The organism is Bifidobacterium choerinum (genome assembly GCF_000741135.1).
GTDB classification, from domain to species: domain Bacteria; phylum Actinomycetota; class Actinomycetes; order Actinomycetales; family Bifidobacteriaceae; genus Bifidobacterium; species Bifidobacterium choerinum.
Map to the genome: position 1 here is coordinate 58,771 of NZ_JGYU01000003.1, position 18,961 is coordinate 77,731.

6 protein-coding genes are annotated in these 18,961 nt (G+C 68.1%); 4 read left to right on the forward strand and 2 right to left on the reverse strand.

The window, feature by feature from the left end; translation table 11 throughout:
* Window positions 1-83: 83 nt before the first annotated feature.
* The gene (locus BCHO_RS03290) at window positions 84-2,453 is read right to left on the reverse strand and encodes a DUF6020 family protein (RefSeq protein WP_152595870.1); all 2,370 of its coding nucleotides are present in this window, start codon (window positions 2,451-2,453) and stop codon (window positions 84-86) included.
* Between the two features lie 185 nt (window positions 2,454-2,638).
* Here BCHO_RS03290 and BCHO_RS03295 point away from each other — a divergent pair, with 185 nt between their 5' ends.
* Window positions 2,639-3,646 (forward strand): biotin--[acetyl-CoA-carboxylase] ligase, encoded by a 1,008-nt coding sequence (locus tag BCHO_RS03295; RefSeq protein WP_232513879.1) that lies wholly within the window; start codon window positions 2,639-2,641, stop codon window positions 3,644-3,646.
* A 625-nt stretch (window positions 3,647-4,271) separates the two neighbouring features.
* Here BCHO_RS03295 and BCHO_RS09365 read toward each other — a convergent pair.
* The gene (locus tag BCHO_RS09365; protein ID WP_081707969.1) at window positions 4,272-4,976 is read right to left on the reverse strand and encodes a biotin transporter BioY; all 705 of its coding nucleotides are present in this window, start codon (window positions 4,974-4,976) and stop codon (window positions 4,272-4,274) included.
* Window positions 4,977-5,788: 812 nt separating this feature from the next.
* Between BCHO_RS09365 and BCHO_RS03305 the strand changes: the two genes are divergently transcribed.
* The 3 genes from BCHO_RS03305 to BCHO_RS03315 all read left to right on the forward strand — a co-directional run bounded on the left by BCHO_RS03305 (window position 5,789) and on the right by BCHO_RS03315 (window position 18,794).
* Entirely contained in the window at window positions 5,789-7,669 is a 1,881-nt protein-coding gene (locus BCHO_RS03305; RefSeq protein WP_029675502.1) for an ATP-binding protein, read from the forward strand.
* Window positions 7,666-9,336, forward strand: coding sequence for an acyl-CoA carboxylase subunit beta (locus BCHO_RS03310; protein ID WP_024541038.1), 1,671 nt, complete (start codon window positions 7,666-7,668; stop codon window positions 9,334-9,336). The genes BCHO_RS03305 and BCHO_RS03310 overlap by 4 nt, the downstream gene beginning before the upstream one ends.
* A gap of 110 nt (window positions 9,337-9,446) precedes the next feature.
* On the forward strand, window positions 9,447-18,794 hold the full coding sequence (locus BCHO_RS03315; protein WP_024541037.1) for a type I polyketide synthase: 9,348 nt from the start codon (window positions 9,447-9,449) through the stop codon (window positions 18,792-18,794).
* Window positions 18,795-18,961 lie beyond the last annotated feature (167 nt).

The following is an 18,961-nucleotide window of genomic DNA, read 5'->3' on the forward strand; positions in this document are numbered from 1 at the left end:
GGGCGGTCTGAAGCCGTGGAATGGCTGGAATCCGAGTGGGATTGAGGTGTGCCGGCCGTGTGACCGGCACACCCAGCGCGGAATCAGTGCTGTGATGTTGGGATGGCCGGGAGGTCGAGACGGCGGAGAGTGTCGCGGTGGAACATGAGGCACAGGAAGCCGAAGACGAAGACGATCGGCAGCATGTGGCGCTCGAAGTTGTTCGCCGGCGCCGTGATCATGACGCCCATCAGCAGCAGCAACGGCATGTGCCACGACAGGGCGCGCCAACGTCTGAGCACGAGTTCGCCGGCGCCGATGAGCAATGTGAAGATGACATAGCAGTTGCCATGGGTGAACCAGCCAAGCACGGGGATGCTGCTCCAGCCGCGGGCGGAATCGGCGACCTTCGTGCGCCAGCCGTGGTCGTAGTACTTGATCCAGGTGTTCGTCTGCTGGACATAGTCGTTGTCGATGTAATAGCTCATCGGGACGTAGGGCGGATCGAAGATGTCGAAGTAGCCGTAGCTCTTGGCGAACAGGCCGTCGAAGGCGGTGCGCGGGTCGGCGCGAACGATCTCACGCCACGCCTTGTTGAAGTTGTCCATGTCCTCTGGTGTGACGGAACGCCAACGATAGCTGACCTTCTTCGACTGGATACCGGAGGATTTGACCGGGTCGGCGTCCTGGGGACGGTAGGCCTGCGCGGTCTGGTCGAGGTTGAAAATCGGGGCGAGCTTGTCTCGCGCGTCCTGCGGGATCGCGTTCGGATTCTCGTGGGCGACGCGCGCGATCATCTGAATCTGGATGCCGCGGGATTCGATCGGGTCGCCGCTGATGATCGTGCCGGAGGCGATCAGCGCGGCGATCGAACCGTGGATCAGGATCGTCGGCAGCAGCAGCGTGCCGAGGTAGAGCTTCCAGCGGCGACGGTCGGCGAGCAACGAAAAAACGACCTGCGCGAGAAGGATATACCACGCGTACTTCGCGCTGATCAGCATGACGCTCACCGAGACGACGAGCGCGGCAATCGTGATATGGCGCGTGGGGAGGACCTCGGTGCGCAGGATGGGGGAGGTCTTCACGCGCGGGGCGTAAGTCATGTAGAGCTCGTACATCAGGCCGAACCACCAGGTGAATGCGAACGCGAACAGTGGGGATTTCGTCAGGGAAATCGTCGCGAACAGCACGAGCGGGCAGCAGATGAAGACGAGCATGATGAGCGCGCGGGCGCAGGCACCGGCGGGAGTGCCCGCGTAAGGGGTGATGCGCGTGGAGATCGTCGTCGCGGTCGAGGTGATCAGTGAGGAATCAGCGGGCATGCTGCGGTGGTCCTTGCTGCGCGAACGGCGGGTGAGCCACGGCAGATTGAAGAAACGATTCGCGGCGGATGCACAGCAGAAACCGGCGAACAACCATTGGAGGAAGGCGAGGACGACGAGGCCGGCGTCGTTCGAGCCGGTCAGGTAGCGGGAGATGGCGAGGGCGCCGCCGTAGAAGACGGTGAGGACGATGTTGTGCTGGTCAGTCAGGTAGGTCGGCTGGTCGGGCCACATGTAGTGGGCGGTCGGGTAGATGTCCATCGGGACGAAGGAGAAGAAGCCGATGTAGGGCTGGTCGACGCCGGTCCATTGATTCCACGCCCAGGCGAATTCGCGGGCTTGCGAATAGATGTCGGCGCCGAAGGCTGCGAGGAGCGTCGCCGGAACCCACAGCCAGCAGATGGCGAGGACGAGCCAGATGCGTTTCCAGTCGGAAGTCGCCGCGATGATCGCGCGCGAGACGGCGGCGGTGATGCGGGAGCAGTGGGGGCGGAGGCGGAAGGCGAAGGTGTGCTTGGTGGGGTTCGCGGGGATGTCGGATGTGTGGGCGTTTTCGGGAGCGTGAGAGTTCGCGCGGGTGTGGATGGAGGAGGATGTGGACAGAGGGGATGTAGAATGCACCGCGATTGTGGAAGAGTCGTTGCGAACGTCCACATCAGTATCCACAGCGATGTGGATTGAGCCGGTGGTGGATACGGAGGTCGTGGGACCGGAGACGGAATCGGTTGGGGTGGAAGGGGAATCAGATGTGGTAGCGGAAGGGGAATCACAGACAGTGGCGGAGGTCGGGGTGTGGGGGCGGACTCGGGTGAGGTTGCGGGGTTTGCACATGCCTTCGCGGCGGTAGGCGGTGAAAACAAGCAGCAGCACAAAACCGAAGGTGCAGCTGAACATGACGAGGAACAGCAGCGCGTTCGTCCATCCGAAGCCGGCGAGACCGACGTCGGAGCGCATCAGCGGACCGATCGACGTGCACCAGGAGATCCAAACGCAGGCGAGCGCGGCGATCAGCCAACGGAAGAACGCGCCGCAGCGGTCGGCGAACGTTGGCGGCGTCACGCGGAAAGCGGGGGTTGTGGTCGCGGAGGATTCGGCATTGGTGGACGACGCGGTCGTCGGGGTGTCGGAATCGGTGGGATGCTCACGTGCCATAGACGCGATTGTACAATCGGCGGCAGAATGGACGGCTCATGCGGGGTTAGCCGTCGGCGCAGTGGGCGGTGGCGGGATGTGCGGGGGTCGTTGTCGGTGGGGAGGAGCATGGGTGGTCGGGTGCGGGCATCGGAGTTCAGGTGCATGATGGATAGGGAATCGAAACATCAACAGAGGAGCATCGCATGGCGGAAGGAAACATGAGCGGCAACGGCAACAACAACGATGGCGGTGCTGCGGCTGCGTCGATGTCTGGGTCGGTGGCCGCATCGAGCGCGCAGCAGAATCCGTTCCGCGATGACAATGTCGTCACCGGCGACCTGCCGCTGACGCGGGCGGTGGCGAATGTCGTGTCGCTCAAATCGGTCGGGTCGACGAACACGGTCGCTGAAACATACATCACAAGCGGGCGGTGGAATCGCAACGGCATGACGATTGTCAGCGCGCGGGAGCAGACGGCAGGGCGCGGCCGGCTCGACCACACATGGTTCAGCTCGCCGGGGAAATCGTTCATGATGTCGTTCATTTCCGCGGTGGGCAAGAACGTGGCGTGCGATCCGCAGATCAACGGCTGGCTGCAGATGATCGCCGGTCTGTCCGTGCTCGACGCGCTGCGTGAAACGCTGAGTGAAACGGACATGATGCTCATCCACGATCCGGCGAACATCGACGATGCACGCGACGACGTCATGGTCAAATGGCCGAACGACATCGTCTACCACGGGCATAAGCTCGGCGGCATCCTTTCGCAGATCGTCGCGGTGCCCGATCCGGATATCGTGGCCGTGGTCTACGGCATCGGGCTCAACCTCGACATGCCGCTCGACGAACTGCCGACCGACGACGCGACGTCGTGGCAGCTCATCACGCAGCCCGAGCATGAAGGTGAACGACCGGGCACGGCGGCGGTGATGGATCTCATCGCGTCGCACACGGTGAAGCATATCGAGGAACGGCTGTGGAACCTGGGACTCAATCCGGCAGTGAGCGCGCAGCATCTGCGGCGCAGGCTCGTGCAGGAAAGCTGGACGCTCGGGCATCCGATCGAAGTCCACTATACGAATGGGACAACGGAGCATGGCATCGCGCACGGCATCAACGCCGATGCGTCGCTCGCGATGACGACCTACGAAGGCGAGGAGCGGATCGTGCGCACGGCCGACGTGGGCGTGCTGCCGAACGTGGCGCAGTGAGCGGCCGCCGTCGGTGAGGTTGGAGGCCCGGAAAATCACGCGTTCAGCGACTGCGTGTCCGGATACGGCGTGCCGGCGGCGGTATCTCGGCTGGAAAGGAGCATTTTCTGCGGGACCTGCGAGTATGCGCGCCGAAATGGCTGAAATAGCCGGGGTCGGCGGGCCCGATACTCGCCTATGGCAGGGAAAATGCTCCTTTTCAGCCGAGATAGCCGATCCTGCCGATGGGGTGAGTCGATTTCGGTCGCGCGAACGGCTGCGCAGGCGTCCGCGCGACCGACTCGCGGCGTCTTGCGTCCGGAGTCGCCGGCACGGATGGCAGGTTGGGACGTGACGCGGGATGGTTGCGTCCTGAATCGTCGACGTGTCTGACGGATTGGGACGCCGGTCAGGTCGCGGTGATTGTGGAGCAGCCGTCGCGATTGTTTCGGAGGTTGGTTGCGGCCGTGGCGGTCGCTGAGCGGGGAGGTCGCGACCGTTTCGGGTGCGAGATGTGGCCGTGGCGGTCGCTGGATGGTGAGGTTGCGACCGTTTCGGGGGACTTGTGTGGCTGTGACGGTCGCTGATTGGGGAGGTTGCGACCGTCACAGGTGCGAGATGCGTCCGAAGCGATCGCAACCGGCTGCTACTGCAGCTTCGCGAGCGTGACCGGCGTCGCGAGCGATGCGGCGAGCGCCGCTTTCACCAGATCGCCGGGGATGAAGGCCGCCGACGCCATCGCGAGCGGCTTCAGCGGCATATGCGTCGTCGCGGCCTGCACGAGTACTCCGACGCCGTCCTGCAGCAGCACGCATCCGATTGCGCATGCGAGGAAATAGCCGAGGAACACCGCAATCGACAGCAGTGCGGACGCCGCGCTGCTGTGCGCATCGCCGATGCGTCCGACGTGGCCGATGTGACCGGCGCGGCCAACATGCGCGATGCCGAAACGGGCAGCGTCGTCGGCGCGGCGGACACACATGTCGCCGATGCGACCGCCGCGACCGGCCGCCCCGCCGAGACCAGCCTCGCCGCGCGGCGCCCATCGCGACGCGAACCGCATGACGAGCGCGGCGAGCAGCGACGTGACGATGCCGGCCGGCAGGAACGCGTAGAGGAACCCGCAGGTCGGGCCGACTAGCGCGGCCGTTGACATGCCGCCCGAGAAGACCGGCAGTCCGCACAGTCCCATCGCCAGATACAGCGCGACGGCGCCCGCGACCTGCCGCCAGCGCAGCGTCACGGCCGCGATCATCAGCACGAGCGTCTGCAACGTGATCGGCACCGGCGTGCCGGGGATCGCGATGCGACCGATCGCCGCCGCCGCGCACAGCGCGCCCGTCGTGAGCATGACCGGCAGCGCACCGCCGACGGCACGCCGTATCGTGACTTCCGAAGTCCGGATGCTGAGACTGCTGCCGTGATTTGATTGCTGATTCATCGTCGTTCCTTTGTGAGCTGTTGTGAGCTGTGTCCGTGTGCTGTGTTCGGTTGTGTGCACCGCGCACCATGCCAAGTTCGTCGCGGCAACCAATTGCAACGACTCCCGGCTGCTGCCCGTGGCAGACAGCTGCCGCCGATAAGCCGAGCTGGGCGGATGCCGGTCATGGCCGGCAAAGCATGTCGGGCCGCCGCCCGTAACGGACGCTGTCTTTCGCGGATTGCGCGTGTCGCCGCCGGTAAGTCGGTCTTGCCGCACGTGGCAGGCGGCTGCCGCGGGAGCTGCCGCCCGTAGGCCGCGTCGGACTGCCGGAGCCTGTAGCTGCAGGCGGCTGCCGCGGGAGCTGCCGCTTGCAGGCCGCGTCGGGCGACACCGGCTGGTGGCGCCCGCGGCGAGCGGGACGCCGCCATGATGGGGTTCGCCGGCAACGATACTGAGTGCGCACCGGCGGGTGGTTTGTTCACGTCCACAAAAGTCGATGGCGATTCTTGTGGGAACGCAAGTGTCGGCGACCCGCGAAACGGAGGATGCTGAAACGCATGTTTGACCAAGATCCAACTTCGCGTGCGTCCGCCCGGCACGTGCCGCCGACCGCCGTCGGCGTGCCATCCGATGCGGACGCCGCACCGACCATGCCGCCGTCCGCGGCTTCGTCCGCCGCATGTTCCGCGACCGCCGCGCCGACGCCGCAGTCGACCGATTCGACGCCGCCGACCGCGCCGATGAAGCTGCTCGTCGCGAACCGTGGCGAGATCGCGCTGCGCGTCGTGCGCACGGCGCGGGAGATGGGCATCCCGACCGTCGTCGTCTACGCCGAACAGGACCGCCACTGCCAGTATGTGCGGATGGCCGACGAGGCGTTCCTGCTGTCCGGCGACACCTATGCGGACACCTATCTCAACGAGGACCTGCTCGTCGAGATCCTGCGTCGTTCGGGCGCGAACGCCGTCCATCCCGGCTATGGCTTCCTGTCCGAAGTGAGCTCCTTCGCGCGCAAGGTGCTTGCCGAAGGCGCCGTCTGGATCGGCCCGTCGCCTCAGGCGCTCGACGCGCTCGGCGACAAGATCAGCGCGCGCCAGGTGGCCGAGAAGGCGCAGGTGCCTCCGGTGCCGGGCATCTCCCATGCCATCGTCGACATGCGTCCGCTGCTCGACTTCGCGCACACGCACGGCTATCCGCTGATGCTCAAGCGCACCGACGGCGGCGGCGGCCGCGGCATCACGCTCGTGCGCAGCGACGACGAGCTGCGCGGCTTCTACCTCAACCACAACGCCGCGCAGGGCGGCGACCTCGCCGACTACTTCGTCGAACGGTTCATCGACAACGGCCGCCACGTCGAAACCCAGTGCGGCCGCGACATGCACGGCGATTTCACCGTCTATTCGACCCGCGACTGCTCGGTGCAGCGGCGCAACCAGAAACTCATCGAGGAGGCGCCTGCGCCGTTCCTGTCCGACGACGTCCTCGCACAGCTCGAGAACTATTCGCGCAGGCTGTTCGAAGCGGTCGGCTATGTGGGGCTCGGCACCTGCGAGTTCATCGTGACGCCTGCCGACAAGGCGTACTTCCTCGAAGTCAATCCGCGACTCCAAGTGGAGCACACGGTCAGCGAGGAGGTCAGCGGCGTCGACCTTGTACGCGAACAGCTGACAATCGCCGTCGGCGGCGCGCTCACGCCGGCGCCGGCGCCGCGCGGCCACAGCTTCGAGCTGCGCATCACGAGCGAGGATCCGAAGTCGAACCTGACGCCGTCCGCAGGCACGCTCGAGACGGTGCGTTGGCCGAGCGGCCCGGGCGTGCGCGTCGACTCCGGCGTCCTCGAAGGCGACACGATCTCGCCGAAATTCGATTCGATGATGGGCAAGCTCATCGTCACCGCGTCCGATCGCGCGGCGGCCGTCGCACGCGTGCGCCGCGCACTCGACGAGATCGAGATCGCCGGAGTGCCGACCCCGGTCGAGCTGTACCGCACCGTCTTCGCCGACGACGAATTCACGGCCGAACACGGCGCCGGATTCGCCGTGAGCACGAAATGGCTCGAACGCAAATACCTCAACCGCGAGCCGGCGTCGACGCGCGCCGGACAGCCGGCGTCGCTGAGCGCCGACGCGCAGGACGCCGACGCATGCGCGCCGAGCGAGGAAATCGTCATCGAGATGAACCATCGGCGCGTCGTGCTCACCGTGCCGAGCGACGTCGTCGCGACGCTCACCGGCGGCGCGCGCTCGCGTGCGGCAGAACGGCCGACGCAGCCGCTGCGCGGCCAGGGCATGCACCACGTCGAGCGCGGCCGGCAGCGGCACGACGAACGCTCCGGCGTCATCGCGTCGCCGATGCAAGCGATTGTCACCCGCATCACCGTGGCGCCGGGGCAGCAGGTGGCCAAGGGCGACCTGCTCGTTGTGCTCGAGTCGATGAAGATGGAGAACTACGTCTATGCGCCGGTCGACGGTGTCGTCAACGAGATCTTCGCGACCGCCGCGTCCTCCGTCGACGGCGGCGAGACGCTGCTGACGCTCGACGTCGAAGGCGCGCATCGCAACGAGGAATCTACAGCTGCCGAGAACGCGGCTGCCAACACCGGCAAGGGGGAGCAGGCATGAGCGACATCACCGAATCACCGGCGCTGCAGGCGCTCGTCGCCGACGGCACGCTCGACGACGCCGTCGCCGCGGCCGTCGATACGCCGCGCGCAGCAACGGAGGGCGACGCGATGGGCGGCGAACGTCAGCCGATCCGGCCGTCTGTGCTCAAGGCGGCACAGCTGGCGCGCGACGCCGAGGCGCACGCGCGCGACCGTCAGCACGTCAAAGGTAAGCTGACGGCGCGCGAACGGCTCGATCTGCTGCTCGATACCGGCACCTTCGAGGAAATCGGACGATTCAGCGGCGGCGATATCAACGCAGGACATGCCGGAGCGGCCGTCATCACCGGGTTCGGCGAGGTCCACGGGCGCCGCGTCGCCGTCTACGCGCAGGACTTCTCGGTGCGCGGCGGCACGCTCGGTGTTGCTGAAGGACGCAAGATCTGCCGGCTGATGGACCAGGCGCTCACCTTGCGCATCCCGATCGTCGCATTGATCGATTCGGGCGGCGCGCGCATCCAGGAGGGCGTCGCCGCGCTGACGCAGTACGGGCGCATCTTCCGCAAGACCTGCGACGCGAGCGGCGCCGTCCCGCAGATCTCGCTGATCCTCGGGCCGTGCGCGGGAGGTGCCGTCTACTGCCCGGCGCTGACCGACCTGATCGTCATGACGCGTGAGAATTCGAACATGTTCGTCACCGGGCCGGACGTCATCAAGGCGGCGACCGGCGAATCAATCAGCATGGACGACCTCGGCGGCGGCGCCGTGCACAGCACGATGTCCGGCGTCGCGCACTATCTGGGCGCCGACGAGGCGGATGCGATCGACTACGCGCGCACCGTGCTCGCCTATCTGCCGTCGAATGCGGACGAGCAGCCGCCGACCTACATGTACATGGCGACGCGCGCCGACCGCGAGGTCGCGCGCCGGCTGGCCTCGATCGTGCCCGACAACGACCGCCAGCCCTACGACGTGCTCGACGTCATCCGCTGCGTCGTCGACTACGGCGAGTTCGTGCAGGTGCACGAACTGTTCGCGCCGTCCGCAGTCGTCGGCTTCGCCTGCATCGACGGCCATCCGGTCGGCATCGTCGCGAACCAGCCGAACGTCAACGCCGGCGGCCTCGATGTCGACTCGTCGGAAAAGGTCGCACGCTTCGTGCGGCTGTGCGACGCCTTCAACCTGCCGGTCGTCACGCTCGTCGACACGCCCGGATACAAGCCGGGCGCCGAGCAGGAGCACGCCGGCATCATCCGCCGCGGCGCGAAGGTCATCTACGCGTACGCGAACGCGCAGGTGCCGCTCGTCACGATCGTGCTGCGCAAGGCCTACGGCGGCGCATACATCGTCATGGGCTCGAAGTCGATCGGCGCCGACCTCAACTATGCGTGGCCCGCGGCGCAGATCGCCGTGCTCGGCGCGACCGGCGCCGTCAACATCATCCATCGCAAGGACCTGCAGAAGGCGAAGGACGCCGGAGCCGACGTCGACGCCGTGCGCGCGAAGTACGCGGCCGAATACGAACGTACGACCGTCAACGCGAACCTGTCGATGGAAACCGGGCAGATCGACGCGATGATCGACCCCGAACAGACGCGCGACACCTTGATCGAGGGACTGCGGCTGCTGCGCGGTAAACGACGCGCGCGCCGCGCCGGCAGACACCACGGCAACCAACCGCTGTGACGGCGGCCGACTTAACCGCTTCATCAACTGCAAACTCAATCAACTGCAAACGCAATCAAATCAACTCAAGACCACCGAAGAACACCGAAGAGAAAGCATCACCGATACCGATGAGTACCGCATCATTCATGGAACGACTCCAGCACGAAGCCCACGCCCTGATGTTCGCCGGGCAGTCCACGCCGTGGACGACGGCGCTCGCCGAGCTGATGGACGAGCCGATGACCGCCGACGCGCTCAGGGCGGCCGCGCGCCGCGCACACGATCTGCTCACGCCGGTCGCCGCGCAGCTGCTCGCGACGAGCGGACAAGACGTCGACCTGTTCGACTTCGACGCGAACCCGGCGATGCTCAGCGCGGCCGCGGACGCGACAGCGAGCATCGAAGGCATCGCGCTCGCCCAGCTCGGCGCCCTGATCGACCTCGAACAGCTCGGCTATGCGATCGCCGACGCGAAGCCGGTCGCGCTGCTCGGCCACTCGCAGGGCATCCTCGCCGTGCATATGGCGCAGGCAATCGCCGACGCCGGCTCGATCGAGGCGGCGCGCCCGCGCATCGACGAGATCCTCGCGATCGCCGCGTTGATCGGCGCCGCCGGCACGCGCGAGGCACGCGCACGACGCATCGTGCGCAAGTTCGGCGAGGCGACGCCGATGCTGTCGGTCAAGGGAATCCTGCCGGCGCAGGCGGACGCGTTGATCGCACGCGTCGCCGACGCGCTCGGCCCGATCAGCGTCGCCGTCATCAACTCGGCGAACCACGTCGTCCTCTCCGGCCACCCGCAGGACCTCGCCGCATTCGCCGACGAGGCGGCGCGCGAACACCGCCGTCAGGCGCGGCTGCGCGCCGACAAGGTGCGCGGCGGCGACGTCTTCGACCCGGTGCTCGAATACCTCGAGGTGACGCTGCCGTTCCATTCGCCGCTGATGGCGCAGGCCGTCGAGACGACCGTCACATGGGCGGCCGTATGCGGCATCGACGAGGCACGCGCGCGCACGCTCGCCGAGGAGGTGCTCGTCAACCAGGTCGACTGGAACATGCAGATCGGCGAACTGCTCAAGGAACACGATCCTCGCACATTGTGGACGATCGACCTCGGGCCGGGTATGACGCTCGGCAAGCTGTGCGCGGCCGTCGCTGAAGGCACCGGCGTCGGCGTCGTCGAAGCGTCGGACGTCGCCTCGCGCGCGGCGCTCGCGACGGCCGTCGACGACCCGGCGCGCCTGCAGGACTGGACGAAGTACGCGCCGCGGCTCGTGTGCACGCCACAGGGTGAGCGTATCGAGACGGCGTTCACGCGACTGACCGGCAAGCCGCCGGTGCTGCTCGCCGGCATGACGCCGACGACCGTCGACCCCGAGATCGTCGCCGCGGCCGCGAACGCCGGATACTGGGCGGAGCTCGCCGGCGGCGGCCAGGTGACGGCCGAGGTCTTCGATCGTCATATGGCCGAACTCGGCGAACGGCTCGACGAGGGACGTACCGTCGAATTCAACGCGATGTTCATGGATCGCTATCTGTGGAACCTGCAGTTCGGCTCGTCGCGCATCGTGCCGAAGAAGCGCGCGTCCGGCGCGCCGATCGACGGCGTCGTCGTCTCCGCCGGCATCCCCGAACTCGACGAGGCGGTCGCGTTGGTCGCGTCGCTCAACGCCGACGGCTTCCCCTACGTATGCTTCAAGCCGGGCACCGTCGAGCAGATCCGCCAGGTTGTGCGCATCGCGAAGGCCGTCGTGCCGGCGAAGATCATCGTGCAGGTCGAAGGCGGCTCTGCGGGCGGCCACCACAGCTGGGAATCGCTCGACGACCTGCTGCTCGCCACCTACGCGCAGGTGCGCGGTCAGGACAACCTCGTGCTCGTCGTCGGCGGCGGCATCGGCACGCCGGAACGCGGCGCCGACTACATCACCGGCGCATGGGCGACGCGCTACGGCCGTCCGGCGATGCCCGTCGACGGCGTGCTCGTCGGCACCGCCGTCATGACGGCGAAGGAGGCGCACACCTCGCCCGAGGTCAAGCGACTGCTCGTCAAGACGCCGGGCATCACGGCGGCCGACGCCGATGCGGACGACGTGTTCGCGCCGCTCGGCGAACAGTGGGTACCGAGCGGCAAGGCCGTCGGCGGCGTGACGAGCGGCCTGAGCCATCTGCATGCCGACATCTACGAACTCGAGAACGCCTCCGCGCGCTGCGGCCGCCTGCTCGTGCACATCATGAAACACCCCGAGGAGCTCGAGTCGCGCCGCGAGGAGATCATCGAAGCACTCGACCAGACCGCGAAGCCGTACTTCGGTGACCTTGAGACGATGAGCTACGAGGATTGGGCTCGCCGATTCGCCGAACTCGCGTTCCCGTGGGCCGACGGCACCTACGCCGACCGCTACCTGCATCTGCTGCAGCGCATCGAGGCGCGCGTCATCGACCTCGAACAGGGCGCGTTCACGCCGATGTTCACGTCCCGCGCCGACGTCGAAGCCGACCCCTTCGCCGCGCTCGCCGCGCTCGTCGAAGCATATCCGGCGATGCAGGAACTCACGGTGACGCCGACCGACGAGGCGTGGTTCACCGAACTCGTGCGCGAATACCCCAAGCCGATGCCCTTCGTGCCGGCGATCGACCACGACCTGCTGCGCTGGTGGGGACAGGACCAGCTGTGGCAGTCCGAGGACCCGCGCTACCCGGCCGATTCGGTGCGCATCATCCCCGGCCCGATCTCGGTGGCCGGCATCACGACGGTCGACGAGCCGGTCGCCGACATCCTCGGCCGCTTCAACGACGCGATGACGGCGCGCGTGGCAGGCGAAACGGGTGCCGCGGATGTCGACGCGGCCGCCGCCGAGCGCTTCGCGCTGCTCGCCGGCGCCACCGATGCTGAGGACTTCATCCGCCGCAGTCCGAACCTCTCGTGGGTCGGCCACCAGAGCGCCAACCCGGCCTACGGCACCGCGCGCGGCGACAAGACCTACGAATTGATTCATCTCGGCCGCGACGAGCAGGCCGGCGTCGAACAGTTCGACCTCGACATCCATCTCGACACGTTCTGGGACGACGAACCGGACGGCGGACTCGACAAGCACGCGGTGCGCGACATCGTCATCCCGCTCAACGTGCAGCTCGACGCAACCGGCATGATCCCGGTCGTCGACCGCGAGCGCCTGCCCGAACACGTCTACCGCATGCTCGCCGCGACGGCCGGCATCGGCAACACGGCGATCACCGGCGACGAACTGACGACGATGCCGTCGATCGAAGCCGCCGACGCCGCGGCGGACGGCGTGGATGAGACGGCCGCACCCTTCGGTGTCGCGCATGCCGCATACACGCTGTCGGCGAATCTCGGTGCCGACCATGAGGCGGCCACCGGCGGGGCGCTGCCGGTCGACCTCGTGCCCGCGCCGATCGCGCCCGATGCGCTCGTCGGCCCCGCATGGCCGGCGATCTATGCGGCACTCGGCTCGGTCAGCGTCGACGGATACCCGGTCATCGAAGGCCTGCTCAACGCCGTCCATCTCGACCATCTGATCGCGCTGGGCGTCGATGAGGAGACGCTGCTGGCGCACGTCGGAGAACAGGTGACGCTCACGAGCTGGGCAGAGCCGTACTTCGAATCGGCGTCGGGACGCGTCGTGACGATCCATGTGCGCCACACGGCCGCCGACGGCACCGTGCTCGCCGAAGAGAGCGAACGATTCGCGATCCGCGGCCGCGCCTACAGCGACGAACTGCCGGCGCCGGCCGCCGACGACGGCGGGCTCGACGCCCACGTCGTCGCGACGCCGCGCCGTCTGCTGCGCCGCGTCACCGTCCGCGCGCCGCACGAGATGACGGCGTTCGCGCGCACATCGGGCGATTTCAACCCGATCCACACGTCGCGCCGCGGCGCCGCGATCAGCGGACTGTCGCAGCCGCTCGTGCACGGCATGTGGCTGTCGGCGACGGCGCAGCACGCCGTGCAGTCGCTCGACGAACGCGGCGCGCACTACGAGATCGCCGGCTGGACCTACAACATGTACGGCATGGTGCAGCTCGACGACGACGTGGAGATTAGCGTCGAACGCGTCGGACGTGTCGCGCACGCCGGCCTCGCGCTTGAGGTGACGTGCCGCATCGGTGGGCAGCTCGTCAGCCGTGCGACTGCGGTCACGCGCGCGCCGATCACCGCCTTCGTCTACCCCGGCCAGGGCATCCAGAGCCAGGGGATGGTGCTCGACGAACGTATGAAGTCGCCGGCGGCGCGCGACGTGTGGGAACGCGCCGACCGTCTCACGCGCGAACGGCTCGGGTTCTCGATCCTCGCCGTCGTGCGCGACAACCCGAAGGAGCTGACGGCGAACGGTGTCACCTACCGCCATCCGGAAGGTCTGCTCAACCTCACGCAGTTCACGCAGGTCGCGCTCGCGACCGTCGCGTTTGCGCAGACGGCGCGTATGCAGGAGGCAGGCGCCGACATCCGCCCGTCGTACTTCGCCGGCCATTCGCTCGGCGAATACAACGCGCTGAGCTCCTTCGCGCATGTCATCCCGCTGGAGACAGTGCTCGAACTCGTCTTCCACCGCGGCTCGACGATGCATCATCTCATCGACCGCGACGCGCAGGGCCGATCGAACTACCGCATGGGCGCGCTGCGTCCGAATCAGTTCGGCGTCGACGACGCGCACGTGCGCGAATATGTGGAGTCGGTCGCGCAGGCGAGCGGCGAGTTCCTCGAAATCGTCAATTACAATCTCGCCGGCCAGCAGTACGCGGTCGCCGGCACGATCGCCGGACTCAAGGCGCTCGCCGCCGACGCCGCACGCCGCGTGGCGGAATTCGGCGGCAAGCCGGCGTTCATGCTCGTGCCGGGCATCGACGTGCCGTTCCATTCATCGCTGCTGCGCAAGGGCGTCCCCGAGTTCCGCGACAAGCTCGATGCGCTGCTGCCGGCCGAAATCGACTACCGCGGCGCGCTCGAGGGACTGTACATCCCGAACCTCGTCGCCGCGCCGTTCGCGATGACGAAGGAGTTCGCGCAGCGGATCCTCGACGTCGTGCCGAGCGAACGCATCGCCGCCGCGCTCGCCGACGACGCCGTCTGGGACTCCTACGCCGCCGACGATCAGAAACTCGGCCGACTGCTGCTCACCGAGCTGCTGTCGTGGCAGTTCGCGTCGCCGGTGCGCTGGATCGAAACGCAGGCGCTGCTGTTCGGCGCGCGCGAACAGGGCGGACTCGGCGTCGAACAGCTCGTCGAGGTCGGTCTCGGCAACGCGCCGACGCTCGCGAACCTCGCCGCGAAGACGCTGCGGCTGCCGGAGTTCTCGCGCCGTCAGGTCGCCGTGTACAACGTCGGCCGCGACGAGGGCCGAGTCTACATGACCGATGCGGATCCGCTCGTCGAGGACGCCGACATCGAGGAGACGACGACCGAAAGCGCGCCGGCCGCGGCCGCCCCGGCGGCGCCGCAGCCCGTCGCACCGGCCGCCGCGGTGCCCGAAGTGCCGGCCGCGCCGGCGGCGGGCGTCTCCGGAGCAGACGTGCCGGACCTCGCGTTCCGCGCGCACGACGGCATCACGATGCTGCTCGCGTACGCCGCGAAGATCCGCCCCGAGCAGATCGGCGACGATGACACGACCGACACGTTGACGAACGGCGTCTCGTCGCGCCGCAACCAGCTGCTGATGGACATCAGCGCCGAACTCGGCGTCGCGAGCGTCGACGGCGCCGCCGAAGCGTCGATCCGCGACCTCGGCGCGCTCGTCGACAAGGTCGCCCCGAACTACAAGGCCTTCGGTCCCGTGCTCGCCGACATCGTGCGCGACCGCGTGCGCGCGCTCTTCGGCGCGGCCGGCATCAAGCTGCCGCAGATCGACAAGCGCGTGCGCGAGACGTGGGGACTCGGCGAAGGCTGGGCGAGTCACGTCGTCGCCGAACTCGTGCTCGGCTCGCGCGACGGCGCCTCCGCGCGCGGCGGCGACCTCGCGACGCTCGCCGCGACGTCGGCGGCGAACATGAACGCCGCGAACGCGATGATCGACGCGGCCGTGCAGGCCGTCGCCGCCGCGCACGGCGTGCAGGTCGCGATGCCGAGCGCGTCCGCCGCCTCGGGCGGCGTCGTCGACTCGGCCGCATTGGACGCCTACGCGGCGTCGGTCACCGGCTCCGGCGGCGTCCTCGCCGCGACGGCCAGATTCGTTCTCGGCCAGCTCGGCGTCGACACGCCGGCGCCGCAGCCCGGCGACGACGCCGAGAACACGGCCGTCGTCGCCGCCGTCGAGGCCGAACTCGGCTCCGACTGGCCGACGCAGGTCGCGCCGCGCTTCGACGCGCGCCAGGCGATCCTCTTCGACGACCGTTGGGCGTCGGCGCGCGAAGACCTCGCCCGCGCCTACTACAACGGCGACGCCGACGCGATCGCCGGCGACTTCACGGCGGCCGGCGACGCCGTCGCCAAGCAGGCCGCATGGTACGTGGCGCACGCCGACGACGCCGCGCTCGCCGCACGCTACGCAGCGATCGCCGAGCAGGCGGCGGCCGACACGACCGAGGCCACGCTCGACTACGACGGTCAGGTGGCCGTCGTCACCGGCGTCGCGCCGAACTCGATCGCCGCGCAGATCGTCGCCGGACTGCTCGAAGGCGGCGCGACCGTCATCGCGACGTCGCACAGCTTCAAGCCGTCCGTCAAGACATGGGCGCAGCGCAGCTACCGCGAACACGCGCGCGGCGACGCGAAACTGTGGCTCATGCCGGCGAACCTGTCGTCGTACCGCGACGTCGACGCGCTCGTCGACTGGGTCGGCCATGTGCAGAAGAAGACGAACGGTGCGACGACGACGGTGCTCAAGCCGGCCTATGAGCCGGACCTGTTCTTCCCGTTCGCGGCGCCGCCGGTGCACGGTTCGCTCGCCGACTCCGGCGCATTGTTCGAATCGCAGGCGCGCCTGATGCTGTGGGGCGTCGAACGCGCGATCGCCGGGTTCGCGGCTCTCGGCGCCGACACGGACGTGCGCCACAAACTGCACGTCGTGCTGCCAGGCTCACCGAACCGCGGCGTCTTCGGCGGCGACGGCGCATACGGCGAAGTCAAGAGCGCGTTCGACGCGATCATCAACCGCGCCCGCAGCGAACACGCATGGTCGGACCGCGTCACCTTCGCGCATCCGAAGATCGGCTGGGTGCGCGGCACCGGACTGATGGGGGGCAACGACCCGCTCGTCGCCGTCGTCGAAAAGCACGGCCTGACGACGTACTCCACCGAACAGATCGCCGCCGAACTGCTCAAGCTGACGACGGACGAGGCGCGTGAGCGGGCGGCCGTCGCGCCGCTCGACGTCGACCTGACCGGCGGCCTCGGCGCCGAGCCGATCGACATCCGCGCATTGCGCGCCGAAGCGCTCGCCGACGCCGCGCTCGACGAGGCGGAGGCGGACGCCGACGCCGACGCCATGCAGGTCAAGGCACTGCCGAGCCCGCACGTGCCGAAGCAGGCGGCGGTCAACCTCGCCGAATGGGAACGGGTGAGCGCACGGCCGGAGGATGAAATCGTCATCGTCTCGATCGGCGAACTCGGCCCGTGGGGGTCGGGACGCACGCGCGCCGAAGCCGAACTCGGCATCCACGCGGACGGCGACGTCGACCTCTCCGCCGGCGCCGTGCTCGAACTCGCGTGGAACATGGGACTGCTCAGCTGGGCGGACTCGCCCAAGCCCGGCTGGTACGACGTCGACGGCAACCTCGTGCCGGAATCGGACATCGCCGAACGCTACCACGACGAGGTCGTCGCCAAATCCGGCGTGCGCCCGTTCGCGCCCGGCATGGGCTCCGACTACCGCGACGGCACCGACGAGGAGGAGGCCGAGGTCTACCTCGACCACGACGTGAGCTTCAGCGTGCCGACGCGCGCGATCGCCGACGAATACATCGCAATGGACGCCGAGCACACGTCAATCATGCCCGACGACGACAGCGGCGAATGGATCGTGACGCGCCACGCCGGATCGATGATCCGCGTGCCGCGGCGCGCGACGATGACACGCACCGTCGGCGGCCAGTTCCCCGACGGCTTCGACCCGACGAAGTGGGGCATCCCCGCCTCGATGGTCGGCGACGTCGACCCGATCGCACTGTGGAACATCGTGACGACCGTCGACGCGTACCTGTCCGCCGGCTTCACGCCGACCGAGATCCTCACGGCCGTGCATCCGTCGATGGTCGCAAGCACGCAGGGAACCGGCTTCGGCGGCATGGCCTCGATGCGCAAGCTGTACCTCGACCGCTTCCTCGGCCACGAAATCCCGACCGACATCCTGCAGGAGGCGCTGCCGAACGTCGTCGCCGCGCACGTCATGCAAAGCTACATCGGCGGCTACGGCAACATGGTGCAGCCGGTGTCCGCATGCGCGACGGCCGCCGTCTCGCTCGAGGAAGGCGCCGACAAGATCGCGCTCGGCAAAGCCGACTTCGTCGTCACTGGCGCCATCGACGACATCGGCGTCGAATCGGTTATCGGATTCGGCAACATGAACGCGACCGCGAACTCGCAGGAGATGTACGACAAGGGCATCGAAGCGCGGTTCTTCTCACGCGCGAATGACCGCCGCCGCGGAGGCTTCGTCGAATCGCAGGGCGGCGGCACCGTGCTGCTCACTCGCGGCGACATCGCGCTGCGCCTCGGCCTTCCGGTCGCCGGCGTCATCGGCTTCGTGCACTCCTACGCCGACGGCGCACACACGTCGATCCCGGCGCCCGGCCTCGGCGCACTCGCCGCAGGGCTCGGCGGCCGCTCGTCGAAGCTCGTGCGCGACCTCGCGACGCTCGGCGTCACGCCGGACGACATCGCCGTGGTCTCCAAGCACGACACGTCGACGAACGCGAACGACCCGAACGAGTCGGAACTGCACAACACGCTCGCCCACGCGATCGGACGCGAAGAAGGCAACCCGCTGTTCGTGATCTCGCAGAAATCGCTCACCGGACATGCGAAGGGCGGCGCGTGCGTGTTCCAGATCAACGGCATCACGCAGCTGTTCCGCTCCGGCATCGTGCCGGCGAACGCGGCGCTCGAATGCGTCGACCCGAAGCTCGCGCGCGACGACTACATGGTGTGGCTGCGCCGGCCGCTCGCAATCGGTACGCGGCGGACGGTGAAGGCGGCGCTCGCGACATCGCTCGGCTTCGGTCACGTCTCCGGATTCGCGGCGATCGTGCATCCGGGCGCCTTCGAGGCGGCCGTCGAGCATACGCATGGCGCCGACGCGCTTGATGCATGGCGTGCACGTGCGAACGAGCGGCTCGCGGCCGGACGGCGCAGGCTCGAGGAAGGCATGATGGGGCGCGCGGCACTCTACGAGCCGATCGACAACCGTCGTTTCCACGAGGACGGCCACGGCTACGACGCACATGAGGTCGAGAAGGCGATGCTGCTCGATCCGGATGCGCGACTCGGCGCGGACGGGTTCTTCGCGGCGTGCGCTCGCTGAGATTTGTGCGGGCGTTGTGTGGGGCGCGTGGGATGGCGTATGCGTAAGGCATACGGCGTTCGGCGCGCCCTGCGCGCGTTTTTGCGGAGGGTGCGCGTGTCGATTGCGTTGCGCCGTGGGGAGGACGCGGGTGCGGCGGCTATCGTGGGGATGACGGCAAACGTTGG